The organism is Streptomyces sp. NPDC127084 (assembly GCF_042724175.1).
Taxonomy (GTDB): domain Bacteria; phylum Actinomycetota; class Actinomycetes; order Streptomycetales; family Streptomycetaceae; genus Streptomyces.
Window position 1 is genome coordinate 26,130 of the sequence record NZ_JBHXFA010000054.1, and the last position, 15,983, is coordinate 42,112.

A 15,983-nucleotide genomic window follows, 5' to 3' on the forward strand; every position below is an offset into this window, starting at 1 on the left:
CTGCGCGCCCACGGTGCGCCGCACCCCGTGGTGCCCCGCTGCACGGGGCGCGGGCGTATCCGGTGTTCCGCACCCCGCTGCGGTGCCCGGTGTATCCGGCCCACCGTGCGGGGTAGGGGTGCACCGCGAAACCCGGTGTCCCGGGCAGCGGGGCTCACCGGGGTGTGGCAACCCCGAAACGCACCGTTATCGTGCTCGTATGACCGATACGCCTCTCACCGAGCGCGACCTCGCCGTGCTCGCCCTGGAGCGGAGCGACTGGCCCGCGCCCGGGGTCAAGGAGCGGGCGATACGGGAGCGGCTCGGGATGTCGGCGACCCGGTACTACCAGCTGCTGAACGCTCTCCTGGACGATCCCCGTGCGGCCGAACACGACCCGGTGACCGTCAACCGGCTGCGCCGGGTCCGGGCCGCGCGGCGGGAGCGCCGCTAGGGTCGGGGGCATGGGCAGCCACCCGCACGACGCCGACGCACGGCCAGACGCACTCCCAGAGCCCCGCACCCCCGCAGGACGCCATGCCCTCGCCGCGATCATCGACCGGCCGCAGGACGCCGCCTTCGCGCTGGACTTCGACGGCACCCTCGCCGAGATCGTGCCCGACCCCGAGCAGGCCCGCGCCCACCCCGGCGCAGTCCCCGCGCTCGCCGCGCTCGCGCCGCTGGTCGGGTCCGTGGCCGTGCTGACGGGGCGCCCGGCAGGCGTCGCCGTGCGGTACGGGGGCTTCGCCGGGGTGCCGGGGCTTGAGCACCTCATCGTCCTCGGCCACTACGGCGCCGAGCGCTGGGACGCCGTAAGCGGCGAGGTGCGCGCTCCCGCCCCGGACCCCCGTGTGGATGCCGTGCGCGCGGAGCTGCCCGGAGTGCTCGACGCGGCCGGCGCCGCCGGGCAGGGCATCTGGATCGAGGAGAAGGGGCGCGCGGTCGCCGTCCACACCCGCCGTGCCGATGACCCCGAGGCCGCGTTCGAAGCGCTGCGCGTTCCGGTCGCCGCGCTGGCCGCCCGCCACGGGCTGATCGTCGAGCCGGGCCGACTGGTCCTCGAGGTGCGCCCGCCCGGGGTGGACAAGGGCGTGGCGCTCGCCGAGTACGTACGCGAGCGGCGGGCCGGAGCCGTGCTGTACGCGGGCGACGACCTGGGTGACCTCGCCGCGTACGCCGCCGTCGAGAAGCTGCGCTCCGACGGAGTCCCCGGGCTCCTGCTGGCCAGCGGGACCGAGGTCCCCGAGCTGGCCGAGCGTGCCGATCTGGTGCTGTCAGGCCCGGCCGCGGTCGTCGGCTTCCTCGCCGCTCTCGCCGAGTGCGTCCAGCTCCGCTAGCTGGTCCAGGAACCACTGCTGCGGCGGCAGCGCCGTCGCCGCGGCGGCCAGCCGCTTGCCGCGTTCGGCCCGTTCCTCGTCCGGCATGGTCAGTGCCCGGTGCAGCGCGTCCGCCGTGCCGGTGACATCGAACGGATTGACCACCAGCGCGTCGTCACGCAGCTCCGCCCAGGCCCCGGCCTCGCGCGACAGCACCAGGGCGCAACCCTTGTCCGAGACCACCGGGACCTCCTTGGCGACCAGGTTCATCCCGTCCCGGATCGGGTTGACGAGGGCGACGTCCGCCATCCGGTAGGCGGCCAGCGAGCGCGCGAAGTCGTCCTTGACGTGCAGGATCACCGGGGTCCAGCCGGGGGTGCCGTACCGCGCGTTGATCTCCTCCGCGACCCGGGCGACCTCCGCCGTGTAGTCGCGGTAGACGGGCAGGTCCTGGCGCGACGGGTAGGCGAACGCGATGTGCACCACGCGCTCCCGCCACTCGGGGTACTCGTCCAGCAGCGTCCGGTACGCCAGCAGCCCGCGCACGATGTTCTTGGAGAGCTCGGTGCGGTCCACCCGGACGATCGTCCGGCGGCTGCCGTCTCCGCCGACCTGCTCGCGCAGCGCCGCCATCCGCTCGTCCACGTCCGTCTGCCGCGACCGCTCCCGCAGGAAGTCCGCGTCCGCGCCGAGCCCGTGCACCCCGAGCATGGTCCGCCGCCGACGGCCCCCGGGCAGCCGGTAGTCCAGGTGCGGCTGGTCGTCCTTGGGCCAGTACGCGGCCACGTCGTAACCCGTGAGCACCGACTCGCAGCAGTTCTCGAAGGCCGCCAGCCAGCGCTGGGTCAGGAAGCCGAGGTGGTTCGCGCCGAGCATGCCCAGCAGGAGCTGCTCGGCGATGTCGTCCGGCAGCATCCGGAAGTACTCGGGCGGCGCCCACGGCGTGTGTGAGAAGTGGCCGATACGCAGGTCGGGGCGCAGGTCCCGGAGCATCCCCGGCACCAGCGACAGGTGGTAGTCCTGCACCATGACCGCCGCGCCAGGGCCGGACGCCTCGGCCAGGGCCTGGGCGAACGCGAGGTTGTACGCCTCGTACGCGATCCACTGGCGTCGGAACTCCTGGTCGAAGACCGGCTCCAGCGGTGTCTGGTAGAGCATGTGGTGGACGAACCACAGCACTGAGTTCGCGATGCCGTTGTACGCGTCGGCGTGCACGACGGCGTCGATGTCGAGCATCAGCACACCCGGCTCGGCGATCCCGCGGCGCACCGCCTCGCGGTCGCCGTCGCCGAGCGCGGAGCACACCCACAAGGCGCCGGCGTCAGGGCCGATGGCCGACAGTCCGGAGACCAGACCTCCGCCGCCGCGCCGGGCGTCGAGTGTGCCGTCCTCACGGAAGGCGTATGTGACCGGACCGCGGTTGGAGGCGACGAGTACCTGCGCCGCGCGCTCGGAGACCATGTCGGCAACCTAGCCCGTGGCGTATCCGCTCAAACGTACCGAGGCCCGGACGGCTCCCTGGCAGGGGCGGTCAGGGGCTGCGGCGACGGCCGCCCCGGGTCGTGACCGTCGCGATCACCCCGGCCGCCGTGACCGTCACGGCGACCCCGCCGAGCAGCCACAGCCGCTCCGTCCTGGAGCCGGTCGTACTGATCGCACGGGTCGTACTGGTTGTGCTGGCCGTACTGGTCGCGGCGAGCCCGCCCGTGTCCGCCATGGCCAGCCCCGGGGCCGGCAGTACGGCCGCCGCGGCACAGAGCGAGCAGAGGGAAAGGGCATAACGGAACAATCGGGACGAACATTGACTTTTGGGTGCGGTAGTCATACCTCGGAAAGGTAGACAATCCCACTGGTTAAGCCGCGTACCGCCGCGCCGACACCCGGTATCCAGAGAGCCCCGTGTTCACGCCTTCACGCCGCCCGGCGCGCCGCGTACTCCGTGATCTCCGTCATCGGCGGCCGTTCCTCCGTGTCCACCTCATGCGTCCGCGGTACGAAACCACCCTCCCCCCGCTCGAACTGCGTCAGCACCGGTCGCACCAAGTGTCCGCGTGACAACCGCAGTTGCGCCGTACGGTAGATCGCCGCCGCCATCCGGCCCAACGCCTGCCCGTCCTGGTGCCGGTGCAGCCGTACGCCCACGTCCACCTGGGCCAGCGCGTCGAGACCGGCCGTGTGCAGCGCGTCCACCAGCAGCCCGAGCTCCACCCCGTAGCCGACCGGGAACGGTAGCCGCTCCAGCAGCGAGCGCCGCGCCGCGTACTCCCCGCCCAGCGGCTGGACGAATCCGGCGAGCTGCGGCCAGTGCAGATTGAGCAGTGGCCGGGCCACCAGCTCGGTCACCCGCCCGCCCTGGCCCGGGGTGCCGCCGAGCGGCCGGTCGTACATCGCCTTCACGAAGGCCACGTCAGGCTCGGTCAGCAGCGGGCCGACGATCCCGGACACGAAGTCCGCCGAGAACTCCCTCAGGTCCGCGTCCACGAAGCACACGATCTCCCCGCTGGTCACCAGGAGCGAGCGCCACAGCACCTCGCCCTTGCCGGGCAGCGCCGGCAGCCGCGGCAGTATCGCGTCGCGGTGCTCGACCCGGGCCCCCGCCTTCGCCGCCACCTCCGCCGTACGGTCCGTCGAGCCGGAGTCCACCACCACCAGCTCGTCCACCAGCGGCACCTCGTCCGTCATCAGCTCGCGCCGGATGACGCTGACGATCTCGCCGACCGTCGCCTCCTCGTTCAGGGCTGGGAGCACCACGCTGACCGTGCCGCCGCCGCGGGCCGAGCGCTTCGCGGCCACGAGCCGGTCGAGCGGGCGGTCTGCCACGGACCAGGACCGCCGGTCGAGCCAGCGCCCCACCTCTTCCAGCACGTGATCTCCATCTCTCTGTCTCGCGGATCGGACGATCCGTCTCACCGCCCCAGGGGGTCGGTTACAGTCTTGAACAACGCGGACGACCATCGCATGCCGATCGCCCGGAGTGCATCGCGCACACCGCGGTCGCGCCCGGCACACTGCGCGCGTCGCGTCCGCCGACAATCACATACCGCTCATCCAGAGGGGCAGAGGGATACGGCCCGTTGAAGCCCCGGCAACCCTCCAGCCGGTCTCGTCGCTCGGTCTCAGCACCGCGGCGCGCGAGGCTCCCGGCTAGGGAAGGTGCCAAATCCGTCTCATGGCGAGATGCGCCATGAGGAAGATGAGGAGAAAGGGCCTCGCCTCCATGGCTGTACAGACAGACGCCACCCCCGAAACCCCCGCCGCCCCCGAGGCTTCCCCCGGTGTCGACCTGGGCTCCGCCTCCGGGCTCTCCTGTCGCGAGTGCGGCGCGACCGTCCCGCTCGGCCCCGTCTTCGCCTGCGAGCTCTGCTTCGGACCGCTCGAAGTGGCGTACGACCTGCCGACCGGCGACCCCGAGAGCCTGCGCAAGCGGATCGAGAACGGCCCCGCCAGCATCTGGCGCTACGCCCCGCTGCTGCCCGTCCCCGCCGACGTGGCCGACAAGCCCAATCTGAACCCGGGCTGGACCAAGCTCGTCAAGGCCGACAACCTCGCCCGCGAGCTGGGCGTCACCGGCGGCCTGTACGTGAAGGACGACTCCGGAAACCCGACCCACTCCTTCAAGGACCGGGTCGTCGCCCAGGCCATCGAGGCCGCCCGGGCCTTCGGCTTCACCACCCTCTCCTGCTCCTCCACCGGCAACCTCGCGGGGGCCGTCGGCGCCGCGGCGGCCCGCGCCGGATTCCGGTCCTGCGTGTTCATCCCGCACGACCTGGAGCAGGGCAAGGTCGTCATGGCCGCGGTCTACGGCGGCGAGCTCGTCGGTATCGAGGGCAACTACGACGACGTCAACCGCTTCTGCTCCGAGCTCATCGGCGACCCGGTCGGCGAGGGCTGGGGCTTCGTCAACGTCAATCTGCGCCCGTACTACGCCGAGGGCTCCAAGACCCTGGCCTACGAGATCTGCGAGCAGCTCGGCTGGCGGCTGCCCGACCAGATCGTCATCCCCATCGCTTCCGGCTCCCAGCTCACCAAGATCGACAAGGGGCTCCAGGAGCTGATCAAGCTGGGTCTGGTCGAGGACAGGCCGTACAAGATCTTCGGCGCCCAGGCCGAGGGCTGCTCCCCGGTGTCCGCGGCCTTCAAGGCGGGCAACGACGTCGTACGCCCGCAGAAGCCGGACACCATCGCCAAGTCGCTGGCGATCGGCAATCCGGCCGACGGCCCCTATGTCCTGGACATCTGCCGCCGTACGGGCGGGGCGGTGGAGGACGTCACGGACGAGGAGATCGTGGCGGCGGTCAAGCTGCTGGCGCGCACCGAGGGCATCTTCACCGAGACCGCGGGCGGTACCACCCTCGGCGTGGCGAAGAAGCTGATCGAGGCCGGTGTCATCGACCCGTCGCTCACCACGGTCGTGGTCAACACGGGTGATGGCCTCAAGACTCTCGACGCGGTGGCCCCGACGACGGGTATGTCCGCTGTCATCCGCCCCAACCTGGACTCCTTCCGAGAGGCTGGCCTCGTATGAGCGTCAACGTCCGAATCCCGACCATCCTGCGCACCTACACCGGCGGCCAGGCCGAGGTCACGGCGGAGGGCGCGACCCTCGCCGAGGTGATCGCCGACCTGGAGAAGAACCACGTCGGCATCGCCGCCCGTGTGCTGGACGACCAGGGGAAGCTGCGCCGCTTTGTGAACGTCTACGTCAACGACGACGACGTCCGCTTCGAGCAGGGTCTTGAGACGGCGACGCCGGACGGCGCCGGGGTGTCGATCATCCCCGCCGTCGCCGGCGGCTGCTGAGCCGCACTCGGACGCTCGCCGACTGCTCCCGGCGGCTCCCGGCCATTCCCGGAACGGCTCCTTCCGTTCCGTTGCCGGGTGCCCTCCGGGCCTCCTGAGCGACCGTCACCGACCCCTTGCTGACCCTGGATACAGCACGTTCCGTCACCCGGTATGCCCCTTCCGCAAGCTCTGCGGAAGGGGCGATTCCGTTGGGCGCCGCACGGTAGAGTTGGGGTCGTCCTCCCCTCGCTGGTTGTGCCATGGGCATATGAGAATCCGTTTGCCCATGATGGAAAACAGCCAAAATGTTCGAGCTAGTTGCGCGTTTTGTGCGCTTTGCCCGGTCCGACTTGCCCGGGAACGCTCGGAGTTGGGCATGGTTGCCCGATCAGCCATGCTCAGATTTCTCGTCCGTTTGACCTGTTGCAGAGGGCAGTTGGACAGATACATTCAGCCGCGGTCGACGCGTTCCGGCGCACGTTCATGAGGGTTTCCGGCTGCTTCCGGCATGGGAACTCACGGGAACTCTTCGTGGACGAGGTCTGACCCGGGTCCGCGAAGTGTGGACCTGTGCAAGGGCCAGTAATAGGGGAGTTAGGCATGGCTCAGGGCACCGTCAAGTGGTTCAACGCGGAGAAGGGGTACGGCTTCATCGCGGTCGACGGTGGTGCGGATGTTTTCGTCCACTACAGCGCGATCCAGATGGACGGGTACCGCACCCTGGAGGAGGGCCAGCGAGTCGAGTTCGAGATCTCGCAGGGTCAGAAGGGGCCGCAGGCGGACATGGTCCGGCTGGCCGGCTGAGCGCCGGACTGGAGAACCGCGCATCACGTCACGGAGGGCCCGTACCTAGGGGGTACGGGCCCTCCGTGCTTGCCCGGACCCGTCGCCCCGCGGCTCCCCTGCGGCACCACTGGGCCTCCTTCGAAGCCGCTTGCCCCCTCCCGTCGCCCGACCGCCACCCCTATACGAGGCTTCTTCGAAGCCGCTTGCACTCGAGGGGTCCGAGTGCTAATCATTGGCGTTAGCACTCTACGAGTGAGAGTGACAACGAAGGACCGGGTCGGTGAGGCCCGCAGGCCGTGTGGGGCAAGGAACCACAGGCGTGCAGGCCGTCCGTCGCGGGCGCCAGCGCGGTCCCGAAGCAATCCTCCCCCGTAGCCCTCGGGTACGGGGAGACCCCCAAGTCCGGGAGGACCACTTCACATGGCCAAGATCATCGCGTTCGACGAGGAGGCACGGCGCGGCCTCGAGCGCGGCATGAACCAGCTCGCGGACGCCGTCAAGGTGACGCTCGGCCCCAAGGGTCGCAACGTCGTCCTCGAGAAGAAGTGGGGCGCCCCCACGATCACCAACGATGGTGTCTCCATCGCCAAGGAGATCGAGCTCGAGGACCCGTACGAGAAGATCGGCGCCGAGCTGGTCAAGGAAGTCGCCAAGAAGACGGACGACGTCGCCGGTGACGGTACGACCACCGCGACCGTCCTCGCCCAGGCCCTGGTCCGCGAGGGCCTGCGCAACGTCGCCGCCGGTGCCAACCCGATGGCTCTGAAGCGCGGTATCGAGAAGGCCGTCGAGGCCGTCTCCGGTGCGCTGCTCGACCAGGCCAAGGAGGTCGAGACCAAGGAGCAGATCGCCTCCACCGCCTCCATCTCCGCCGCCGACACCCAGATCGGCGAGCTCATCGCCGAGGCGATGGACAAGGTCGGCAAGGAAGGCGTCATCACCGTCGAGGAGTCCCAGACCTTCGGTCTGGAGCTGGAGCTCACCGAGGGTATGCGCTTCGACAAGGGCTACATCTCGGCGTACTTCGCCACCGACATGGAGCGTATGGAGGCCTCTCTGGAGGACCCGTACATCCTGATCGCCAACTCCAAGATCTCCTCGGTCAAGGACCTGCTCCCGCTGCTGGAGAAGGTCATGCAGTCGGGCAAGCCGCTGCTGATCATCGCCGAGGACGTCGAGGGCGAGGCCCTGTCGACCCTGGTCGTCAACAAGATCCGCGGCACCTTCAAGTCCGTCGCCGTCAAGGCCCCGGGCTTCGGCGACCGCCGCAAGGCCATGCTCGGTGACATCGCCATCCTCACCGGTGGCACGGTCATCTCCGAGGAGGTCGGCCTCAAGCTGGAGAACGCCGGTGTCGACCTGCTGGGCCGCGCCCGCAAGGTCGTCATCACCAAGGACGAGACGACCATCGTCGACGGTGCCGGTGACAGCGACCAGGTCCAGGGCCGCGTCAACCAGATCCGCGCCGAGATCGAGAACTCCGACTCGGACTACGACCGCGAGAAGCTCCAGGAGCGCCTCGCGAAGCTGGCCGGCGGCGTGGCCGTCATCAAGGCCGGTGCCGCGACCGAGGTGGAGCTCAAGGAGCGCAAGCACCGCATCGAGGACGCCGTTCGCAACGCGAAGGCGGCCGTCGAGGAGGGCATCGTCGCCGGTGGTGGCGTGGCCCTGCTCCAGGCCTCCCAGGTGTTCGAGAAGCTGGAGCTCGAGGGCGACGAGGCCACCGGTGCCGCCGCCGTCAAGCTGGCGCTTGAGGCCCCGCTGAAGCAGATCGCCGTCAACGCCGGCCTCGAGGGCGGCGTCGTGGTGGAGAAGGTGCGCAACCTGACCCCGGGCCACGGCCTGAACGCCGCGACCGGCGAGTACGTCGACCTGGTCGCCGAGGGCATCATCGACCCGGCGAAGGTCACGCGCTCCGCGCTGCAGAACGCGGCCTCCATCGCCGCGCTGTTCCTCACCACCGAGGCCGTCATCGCCGACAAGCCGGAGAAGTCCGCCGCGGCTGCTCCGGGCGGCATGCCGGGCGGTGACATGGACTTCTGATCAACCTAGGTTGATCAACCGTCCTGACCGAGGGCGGCACCCCACTCCCAGGGGTGCCGCCCTCGGGCGTTCCCAGCCGTTCCCTGCCACTGCCTATCCGGCGGCGAGCTGTGACGACGCTGACGCGTCCTCCAGCGACAGCGTGAACCACGTCGTCTTGCCGTCGTCGTTCGGCCGTACCCCCCAGCTCCCGGCGAGCGTGTCGACCAGGATCAGCCCACGCCCGGACTCGTCGTCCGCGTCCGCGATCCGTGGCTGCGGCAGATGGTGGCTGCTGTCGCTCACCTCCACCGTCAGCTCCGTGGCGTTGCGGCGCACGCTCAGCCGCACCGGGCCCTGACCGTGCCGGATGGCGTTGGTGACCACTTCGGACACCAGCAACTGCGCGTTGTCCACGAGGCGGTGGCAGCCCCAGGCGTGCAGCGAGGCGGTGAGGAACGCCCGTGCCTTCGACACCGAAGCGGGGGTGGCGGCGAGTTTGGTCGAGGCCGTGGCCAGGGGAGCGGCGGGGAGCTGGGCGATGAGCAGGGTGACGTCGTCGTGGTGGTGCTCGGTGGCGGGCAGTACGGAGGCGAGCACATCGTCCACGGCTTCCTCAAGGCCGGACGTGGAGGCGAAGGCCTTGTCCAGCGCGAGGACCAGCGCGTTGAGCTGGTCCTCGATATCGCCTTCCGGTGTCTCTATCAATCCGTCCGTGAACAGGACGAGGCTGGAGCCGGGCGCGACCGCCAGGGTGGTCTGCAGGTGCAGGTGGTCGCCGACCCCGAGCGGTACGCTCACCGGCGCTTCGAGCGGCCGTACCGGCAGGCCAGGTTCGGCGACCAGGGCCGGCAGATGGCCCGCGGAACACACGGTCACCTCGCCCGCGTCCGGCGCCAGCACCAGATAGCAGCAGGTGACGAGTTGGTCGGGGCCGTCCAGCTCGGCGACGATGGCGTCCAGTGACTGCATGAGCTGCCGGGGCTGCATTCCGGTCTTCGCGAGTGCGTGCGCCGCCGAGCGCAACTGACCCATGATGGCAGCGGCTTCGAGGCCGCGCCCCATCACGTCGCCGATGAGGATGCCGACCCGCCCGGCTCCCAGCGGCACGAGGTCGAACCAGTCGCCCCCGACACCCGCGCCCTGGGTCGCCGGCAGATAGCGGCTGGCCGTGGTGAGTCCCGGGACGTCGGGCGGTGTGCCCATCAGACTGCGCTGGAGGGTCAGGGCGACATGCCGCTGCTGCTCGTAGAGCGCGGTGAGCTGGTTCTCGGCCGTCTTGCGTTCGCTGACGTCGCGTACGGCGGCGGAGACGAGGAGTCCGTCGGTGGTTTCGAGTGGGCTGAGGCTGATCTCGACGGGGAACTCGGTGCCGTTCTTGCGCAGGCCGTGGAGTTCGAGGCCGGCGCCCATGGGGCGTACCTGTCTGTTGTCGGTGTAGCCGTTGCGGTGGGTGGCGTGGTTGTTGCGGAAGCGGTGCGGTACGAGGATCTCGACGGGCCGTCCCAGCAGTTCGTCGCGCTTGTAGCCGAAGAGGGCCTCGGTCTGGGCGTTGACGAGGCGGATGGTCCCGCTGTCGTCCACGATCACCATCGCGTCCGGCGCCGCTTCCAGCAGCCCCCTGAACCGCTCCTCCGCCGACCCGGGAGGGGCCTCGTCCTGCGGGACCCGGGCTCCCAGTCGATCCCGGTTCCCGCACTGACATACCGGAGTCTCCAGGGCGGACGCCCCTAGGTCGGACTCCAAAGAGACTGAAGCGTTGAAGCCTTCCATACTTGCCTCCAGGACGGATACTGCCGACTGCGGTGCCCACGACTGCTGTATCCGCGCCATCCCAGCGCAATTCGTTCCGGTGTACCTCCAGGAGTCCGATTCTGATCGGCACTGTTCCGCTTCGTGCCGCAGCATGCGTTGGCCTGAACTTCTGGTGTACGTGAGTGGCTTGATCCCGCCGTTCGGCTCGATCCGTGCGGTCTGCCCGATGCCCCTGGCGCGGCCCCTGCGCCCAAGACCCGGCCGGCGGGGTCGCCCCGCGTGTCGCCGGCCGGCCTGGCGGCGAAGCGCACCACGACCTGGTTCGAACATCGCGCTTGCCTGAACGGCGGACGCGTGCCGTACCCCCGTCGTAGGCTCTGGACGACTTGCGGAACTGGCAATCCGCTGTGCTCGTCGGTGCTTCGTGTGAGTGCGCTGCGCTTCCATTCCGCAGGGAGTCGATGCATCAGATTTGGGGGATACACATGGCATCGCAAAAGAAGCTCGTGTGTCTGGCGAATTCCCGCAAGCTTTCGGGACGGTGTGTGGCAGGCATGGTCGACGACGGCTCAGGGGAGTGGGTGCGGCCGGTCAGCGCCCGCTCAAACCGCGAGGTCTCCGTTCTCGAAAGTCAGTACGAAGACAGAACGAGCCCGAGTGTCCTCGATGTTGTCTCGGTGCCGCTCCTTCGGCCTCAGCCGCATGTCTTCCAGAGTGAGAACTGGCTCCTTGACCCCAAATACCACTGGGAGAAGACCGGCAAGGTCGGGTGGAGTGCGTTACTGAGGCTGGAACAGCGCCCCAGCACTTTATGGATCAATGGGTCAAGCACCCGTCACGGCAGCAATGATCGCATCCCGGCTGAAGAAGCAGTCGCTCTGCCGGACTCGCTCAAGCTGATCCGCGTCACCGGTCTGAAGTTACAAGTGCACGTCCCTTGGGCGATGTCCGGGGAGCCGGTCCTGCGTGCTTGCTTCTCTTATGCAGGGCATTTACATATACTGCGGGTGACCGATTCCGAATACGAGTCGGAGTATCTGGCCAAACCGGAAGGGTTCTACAGGGTGGGTGAATCCTTCCTCACGGTTAGTCTCGGGGAAGTGTTTGAAGGTCATGTCTACAAATTAGTGGCAGCCATTATCGAACGAGCGAAGACCCCAACAGGCAGCAGGCGATGACACCTCATACAGTATTCACTGTCGGCCATTCCACGCACAGCAGTTCAGCTTTCCTGAGTCTGCTGCAGAAGCATGGCATCACGGCGGTCGCCGATGTACGGTCGATGCCCGTCAGCCGATTCACGCCCCAGTTCAACCGGTACGCCGTGGAGCGTGCCCTGTCCGACGCCGATATCAAGTACGTCTTCCTGGGAAAAGAACTGGGCGCGCGCACCGAAGACCTCAGCTGCTATGTGGACGGACGGGTGCGGTACGACCTTCTCGCCCGGACCTCGAATTTCGTCAGTGGCATCACGCGTCTGCGGAACGGTTCGCAGAGCGAGCGAATCGCTGTCATGTGCACCGAACAGGAACCACTCGACTGCCATCGTTGCGTGCTCGTCGCGCGAGCCCTCGAAGGGTCCGGAACCGCTGTCGAGCACATTCATGGTGATGGGCACGTCGAAGACCATGGCTCGGCGATGCGACGCCTGATGGCCAATTTCGGGCTGGATCAGGAAGATCTATTCCGGACCTCGGACGAGCGCCTCCAAGAAGCTCTCGACCGCCAGGAACAACGCATCGCGTACGTCAATGAGGACCTTCGCGCCGACGGGACACCGGGCAGATGAAACTCTACACAATCGGGTTCACGAAGAAGTCCGCCGAGAAGTTCTTCGGGCTCCTGCGCGAAGCCGGAGTGACAGCGCTGGTCGATGTCCGACTCAACAACGTCTCGCAACTGTCCGGTTTCGCCAAGCGTGATGATCTGAGGTACTTCCTTGGCGAGATCTGCGGTGCGCGGTACACCCACCGTACGGAACTGGCCCCGACCAAGGACATGCTCGACGCCTACAAGAAGCGGGATATCGGCTGGGCGGCATACGAAGACCGATTCCTCGAATTGATGAAGGTTCGTCAGATCGAGGACGCCGTCCGACGGGAAGCGTTTGACAACGCAGTCCTGCTCTGCAGTGAGGACAATGCACGGCATTGCCACCGCCGACTGGTCGCGGAATATCTCGCACAGCAGTGGGATGACGTCACCATCGAGCACCTGGTGTGAGCGGCGGCGTTGCGGTCAGGAGCCGTCCCGCGACCACGGTCGCATCAGTCGGCGCTGCCGGAGCCGCTCACCGCGGGCGGATTGAGGAACGGCCGGGATCCGATGTGCGTCGAAGTCTTCCCCCGGCTCGCTCCAAGCGGTTGGATTACCGCAGGTAACGTCATGGAGAGCGGGAGACACGGTGAACAGCGCCAACACCGCCGGCAGCGGCTACTACGGCTCACCCTGGCCGGCCGAGGACGGCGGCCCCACCAGGGAACAGGCCCCCTCCACGGCGGGACCGCGGATCGCGTCCGGGGAACGACTGAGCGTGCTGGCCTGCCGTGAAGCGCGCGGCGCGCAGATGCTCATCCAGCGCGCACCCGGCCAGTTGTACCTGCTGCGCGGGCTGTTCGGAGCGCGGATCTCCACCAGCCCCTCCAGGACCGTGGTCGAACGTCTCGACCCGCGCACCCTGGAGCCGCTGGCCTCATCCGGGCCGCTTCCGGCGGGCCCGTTCTGGATGGGCGGCATCGGCGCGGTCGCCGACGGAGCGGTCATCGCGGTCGCCGGCCGCTATGCGCACCGGCTGGACCCCGAGACGCTCGACGTCATCGCCCAGCGCGAACTCCCCGCGCCGAGGCCCCACAACTCCTTCCTGGCCATGCCCGACGGCACGCTGGTACTCAAGGACTTCGACGTCACCGAGCGCGCCCCCGCGATCCTGCGCGCACTGGACCCGCTCACGCTGAAGGACCGGGACACCCTGCCGCTCGGCGAGCCCGTGATCGCCCGGCTGGCGGCCCGGGGCGACGAGGTATACGCGGTCGGCTCGCACCGCGTGCACCGGGTCCGCTGGGACTCCACCGCGGGCAGGCTCGTCAGGGACGTTGACTGGTCGGTGGCGTACCGCGACACCCCCGGGCAGGGCCATGGATGGGATCCCGTGCTCGCCGGTGAGCGCATCTGGTTCCTCGACCAGGGACGGCACCGCTACCGCGGCACCATGCGGGGAGCAGCACGCGACCGGGGCCCGGTACACCTGCACGCGGTCAGCCTCTCCGATCCGGCCGACCACCGCCGCGCCGAGATCTGCGGTCTGCCGTGGGGCGCCGCCACCAACCCTCCGCTGGTGGACGCCGAGCGCGGTGTCGCCGTCGGTTACGACTCAGCCAACGGAGTGCTGACGGGGTTCCACGCCCGCCCCGGGGAGCCGCTCACGCGTCTGTGGTCACAGCGGATGAACACCGCGGGCCATCTGCTGCGGTGGGCCGACACCGGCGAAATCGTCACCTACGACCAGCGGCAACGTCCCCCCAGGGGAACCCGCGCCGGTGCGCGCGTGCTCGCGGCGACGGGCGATGCCATCGCCTTCGCCCTGCGCGCGCCAGCGCTCTCCGGAGCGCTGGGACGGCTGGCGGGAGAGGACGCGGTGCTCCTCGACCTCACCACGGGGACGGAGCGTGGCCGGGCACGGGTGCCGAGCCTGATGCAGTCGGTGTGCTTCCCCTCGCCGGGCTGGGACCGCGACTTCTACTACTGCTCCATGTCCACCGTCGCCAGAGTCGGTGCGGTTCCGCTGGCGTGAGCGGGCACCACACCTGCTTGACCTGTCGGGGATCTTGGAGTTTCCGGGTGTGCCCGCATGATCAGCGGGCACGCTCGGGGCTGTCGCAGGCCGATGCAGTTGTCGAGATGTCCGTTGTCGCTCTGTCCTCGTTCCGGTGAGCAAGTCCCGTCTCTGACCGTGCAGATCGCGCTGGCGAGCAACCCGGGCGGTACGACGGCGATGTGGGTGAGAGACCGCCTCGACGGGCTGTGGTGAGACAAGGACTTTAATCGGTTGCCTGGTCGGGGGCTCTCCCTGAAGGTGAGGCGGTGACCAAGACCGACGACAGGCCGCCGATCGACGCGGCACGCTGGCTGTCCCTCTACGAGAACGACTGCCCCGCCCCGGCGGCGGCCGAACTGCCGGCCCTCGCCGCCGAACTGGCCGAGGCCCTCCGCCACCCCGACCCGGACATCCGTGACGGCGCTCCCTACGTGGTGCTGCGGACGTGGATCCAGCGGGACGTCATCGACAAGCCCCTGCGCGCCAAGCTGGGCGCCGTGATGGCCGACCGGTTCGACGACCCCGAGATTCAGGCGCGCACCCTCGCCCCGCTCGTGCTCGACATGATCGTCGGTCGTGGCGACTTCGACCCGGCGTGGCTCGCCGCCTTTCGGCGCTGGTTCCCGGCCGAGACGGACTTGCGCGGGTACAACCCCAGGCTCGGCTGGCTCCACGCCGTCGCGCATGGCGCTGACCTGCTGGGCACTTTCGGGCTCCATCCGGAGGTCGACCCGAAGGGGATGCTCGCGCTGGCGGCGGAGCGGCTCGTGGCCCCGACCGACGAGCTCTTTGCCCAGCAGGAGGACGACCGGCTTGCTCAGGGCGTCGCCCGTACGCTCACCCGGCCGGAACTCTCCGAGGCTGAGGCCGTCGGCTGGCTGGACGCGATCGAGACAGACTTCGCCGCCGGCCGGAGCAGCGCCCCCACCGTGGCCGCGCACACCTCCAACGCCATGCGCACGCTGCGGATGCTGTACCTCCTCGCCGACACCGGCGTCCGGATCGACGACGTCGCCGCCCCCGTGCGCCCGCCGCACGCAGATGCGCTGAAGCGGCGCCTGACGGAGGTGCTGGTCCTGGCCTTCCGGGGGGCGTGACGAGCGGGTGCCAACACACTTCAGATGTCCTTCGGGCATGGCACCCTGTCAGAATCCGGCGCATGTCTATTCGATACCCGGGCCCCCTGCGTCCCGGTGACCGCATCGGCGTCACATCGCCCTCGAGTGGGTCCCGAAGGAGCTGACAGAGCGCCTGAACGTGCCGTTCGGGACGTCGAGGACCGCGGATGCGAGGTCGTCATCGGCCGGTGCATGGACGGCTCCGGGCACGCCGGCACGCCGGCGCGTCGGCCGCCGACCGCGCCGACGGCGCACCGTCGGGGGCTGTTGCTTGGCGCACAAGCTGGACCCTGATGACCGTACGTTGCAAGTGCGTCGCGCAAAGTCAACTCATTGGGTTAGTGGGCGGGTTGAACCCCCTTAAACCATTCCGTCAAAGCAGGGTCCGAACGCCGAAGCTCAAGTCGCAGG

15 protein-coding genes and 1 riboswitch are annotated in these 15,983 nt (G+C 69.0%); of the genes, 12 read left to right on the forward strand and 3 right to left on the reverse strand.

Annotated features, from left to right (window positions below; genetic code table 11):
- The first annotated feature begins 199 nt into the window (after positions 1-199).
- Together ACFWI9_RS15205 and otsB are read left to right on the forward strand one after the other, a co-directional pair.
- Entirely contained in the window at positions 200-433 is a 234-nt protein-coding gene (locus ACFWI9_RS15205; RefSeq protein WP_387162088.1) for a DUF3263 domain-containing protein, read from the forward strand.
- A 10-nt stretch (positions 434-443) separates the two neighbouring features.
- Entirely contained in the window at positions 444-1,316 is an 873-nt protein-coding gene (gene otsB / locus ACFWI9_RS15210) for a trehalose-phosphatase (protein ID WP_387162089.1), read from the forward strand.
- Here the strand turns inward: otsB and ACFWI9_RS15215 are convergent.
- Complete coding sequence (locus ACFWI9_RS15215) at positions 1,254-2,756, reverse strand: trehalose-6-phosphate synthase (RefSeq protein ID WP_387162091.1); 1,503 nt, start codon at positions 2,754-2,756, stop codon at positions 1,254-1,256. The two genes, otsB and ACFWI9_RS15215, sit on opposite strands and share 63 nt — an antisense overlap.
- A 101-nt stretch (positions 2,757-2,857) precedes the next feature.
- On the opposite strand from ACFWI9_RS15215, the gene ACFWI9_RS15220 reads away from it, so the two are divergent.
- A complete protein-coding gene (locus tag ACFWI9_RS15220) occupies positions 2,858-3,076 on the forward strand; it encodes a hypothetical protein (RefSeq protein ID WP_387162093.1) in 219 nt (72 codons plus the stop codon).
- Between the two features lie 130 nt (positions 3,077-3,206).
- Here the strand turns inward: ACFWI9_RS15220 and ACFWI9_RS15225 are convergent, their stop codons facing one another.
- Positions 3,207-4,160, reverse strand: coding sequence for a glucosyl-3-phosphoglycerate synthase (locus ACFWI9_RS15225; protein ID WP_387162095.1), 954 nt, complete (start codon positions 4,158-4,160; stop codon positions 3,207-3,209).
- A 176-nt stretch (positions 4,161-4,336) separates the two neighbouring features.
- Positions 4,337-4,495: riboswitch (SAM riboswitch) on the forward strand.
- Positions 4,496-4,512: 17 nt separating this feature from the next.
- Here ACFWI9_RS15225 and thrC point away from each other — a divergent pair.
- The 4 genes from thrC (at position 4,513) to groL (ending at position 8,906) form a co-directional block, all read left to right on the forward strand.
- Positions 4,513-5,820 (forward strand): threonine synthase, encoded by a 1,308-nt coding sequence (gene thrC, locus ACFWI9_RS15230; RefSeq protein ID WP_387162096.1) that lies wholly within the window; start codon positions 4,513-4,515, stop codon positions 5,818-5,820.
- A complete protein-coding gene (locus ACFWI9_RS15235; RefSeq protein ID WP_387162097.1) occupies positions 5,817-6,095 on the forward strand; it encodes a MoaD/ThiS family protein in 279 nt (92 codons plus the stop codon). Before thrC ends, ACFWI9_RS15235 begins: the two co-directional genes overlap by 4 nt.
- A gap of 582 nt (positions 6,096-6,677) precedes the next feature.
- A complete protein-coding gene (locus ACFWI9_RS15240; protein ID WP_009339379.1) occupies positions 6,678-6,881 on the forward strand; it encodes a cold-shock protein in 204 nt (67 codons plus the stop codon).
- A 402-nt stretch (positions 6,882-7,283) separates the two neighbouring features.
- Positions 7,284-8,906: a chaperonin GroEL gene (gene groL, locus ACFWI9_RS15245; protein ID WP_387162098.1), complete on the forward strand. Its 1,623-nt coding sequence runs from the start codon at positions 7,284-7,286 to the stop codon at positions 8,904-8,906.
- 93 nt (positions 8,907-8,999) lie between these two features.
- Here the strand turns inward: groL and ACFWI9_RS15250 are convergent, their stop codons facing one another.
- Complete coding sequence (locus ACFWI9_RS15250; protein ID WP_387162100.1) at positions 9,000-10,658, reverse strand: SpoIIE family protein phosphatase; 1,659 nt, start codon at positions 10,656-10,658, stop codon at positions 9,000-9,002.
- 467 nt (positions 10,659-11,125) lie between these two features.
- Between ACFWI9_RS15250 and ACFWI9_RS15255 the strand changes: the two genes are divergently transcribed.
- The 5 genes from ACFWI9_RS15255 to ACFWI9_RS15275 all read left to right on the forward strand — a co-directional run bounded on the left by ACFWI9_RS15255 (position 11,126) and on the right by ACFWI9_RS15275 (position 15,551).
- Positions 11,126-11,818: a hypothetical protein gene (locus tag ACFWI9_RS15255; RefSeq protein ID WP_387162101.1), complete on the forward strand. Its 693-nt coding sequence runs from the start codon at positions 11,126-11,128 to the stop codon at positions 11,816-11,818.
- Positions 11,815-12,429, forward strand: coding sequence for a DUF488 family protein (locus ACFWI9_RS15260; protein ID WP_387162103.1), 615 nt, complete (start codon positions 11,815-11,817; stop codon positions 12,427-12,429). Before ACFWI9_RS15255 ends, ACFWI9_RS15260 begins: the two co-directional genes overlap by 4 nt.
- A complete protein-coding gene (locus ACFWI9_RS15265; RefSeq protein WP_387162104.1) occupies positions 12,426-12,863 on the forward strand; it encodes a DUF488 family protein in 438 nt (145 codons plus the stop codon). The genes ACFWI9_RS15260 and ACFWI9_RS15265 overlap by 4 nt, the downstream gene beginning before the upstream one ends.
- A 181-nt stretch (positions 12,864-13,044) precedes the next feature.
- On the forward strand, positions 13,045-14,430 hold the full coding sequence (locus ACFWI9_RS15270; RefSeq protein WP_387162106.1) for a hypothetical protein: 1,386 nt from the start codon (positions 13,045-13,047) through the stop codon (positions 14,428-14,430).
- Positions 14,431-14,720: 290 nt separating this feature from the next.
- Positions 14,721-15,551, forward strand: coding sequence for a DUF2785 domain-containing protein (locus tag ACFWI9_RS15275; RefSeq protein ID WP_387162108.1), 831 nt, complete (start codon positions 14,721-14,723; stop codon positions 15,549-15,551).
- Positions 15,552-15,983: the final 432 nt, after the last annotated feature.

Coding starts and splice junctions, on each gene's coding strand:
- groL (WP_387162098.1), top strand. CDS start 7,284: ATGGCCAAGATCATCGCGTTCGACGAGGAGGCACGGCGCGGCCTCGAG.
- ACFWI9_RS15260 (WP_387162103.1), top strand. CDS start 11,815: ATGACACCTCATACAGTATTCACTGTCGGCCATTCCACGCACAGCAGT.
- thrC (WP_387162096.1), top strand. CDS start 4,513: ATGGCTGTACAGACAGACGCCACCCCCGAAACCCCCGCCGCCCCCGAG.
- ACFWI9_RS15205 (WP_387162088.1), top strand. CDS start 200: ATGACCGATACGCCTCTCACCGAGCGCGACCTCGCCGTGCTCGCCCTG.
- ACFWI9_RS15255 (WP_387162101.1), top strand. CDS start 11,126: ATGGCATCGCAAAAGAAGCTCGTGTGTCTGGCGAATTCCCGCAAGCTT.
- ACFWI9_RS15240 (WP_009339379.1), top strand. CDS start 6,678: ATGGCTCAGGGCACCGTCAAGTGGTTCAACGCGGAGAAGGGGTACGGC.
- ACFWI9_RS15250 (WP_387162100.1), bottom strand. CDS start 10,658: ATGGAAGGCTTCAACGCTTCAGTCTCTTTGGAGTCCGACCTAGGGGCG.
- ACFWI9_RS15215 (WP_387162091.1), bottom strand. CDS start 2,756: ATGGTCTCCGAGCGCGCGGCGCAGGTACTCGTCGCCTCCAACCGCGGT.
- otsB (WP_387162089.1), top strand. CDS start 444: ATGGGCAGCCACCCGCACGACGCCGACGCACGGCCAGACGCACTCCCA.
- ACFWI9_RS15235 (WP_387162097.1), top strand. CDS start 5,817: ATGAGCGTCAACGTCCGAATCCCGACCATCCTGCGCACCTACACCGGC.
- ACFWI9_RS15265 (WP_387162104.1), top strand. CDS start 12,426: ATGAAACTCTACACAATCGGGTTCACGAAGAAGTCCGCCGAGAAGTTC.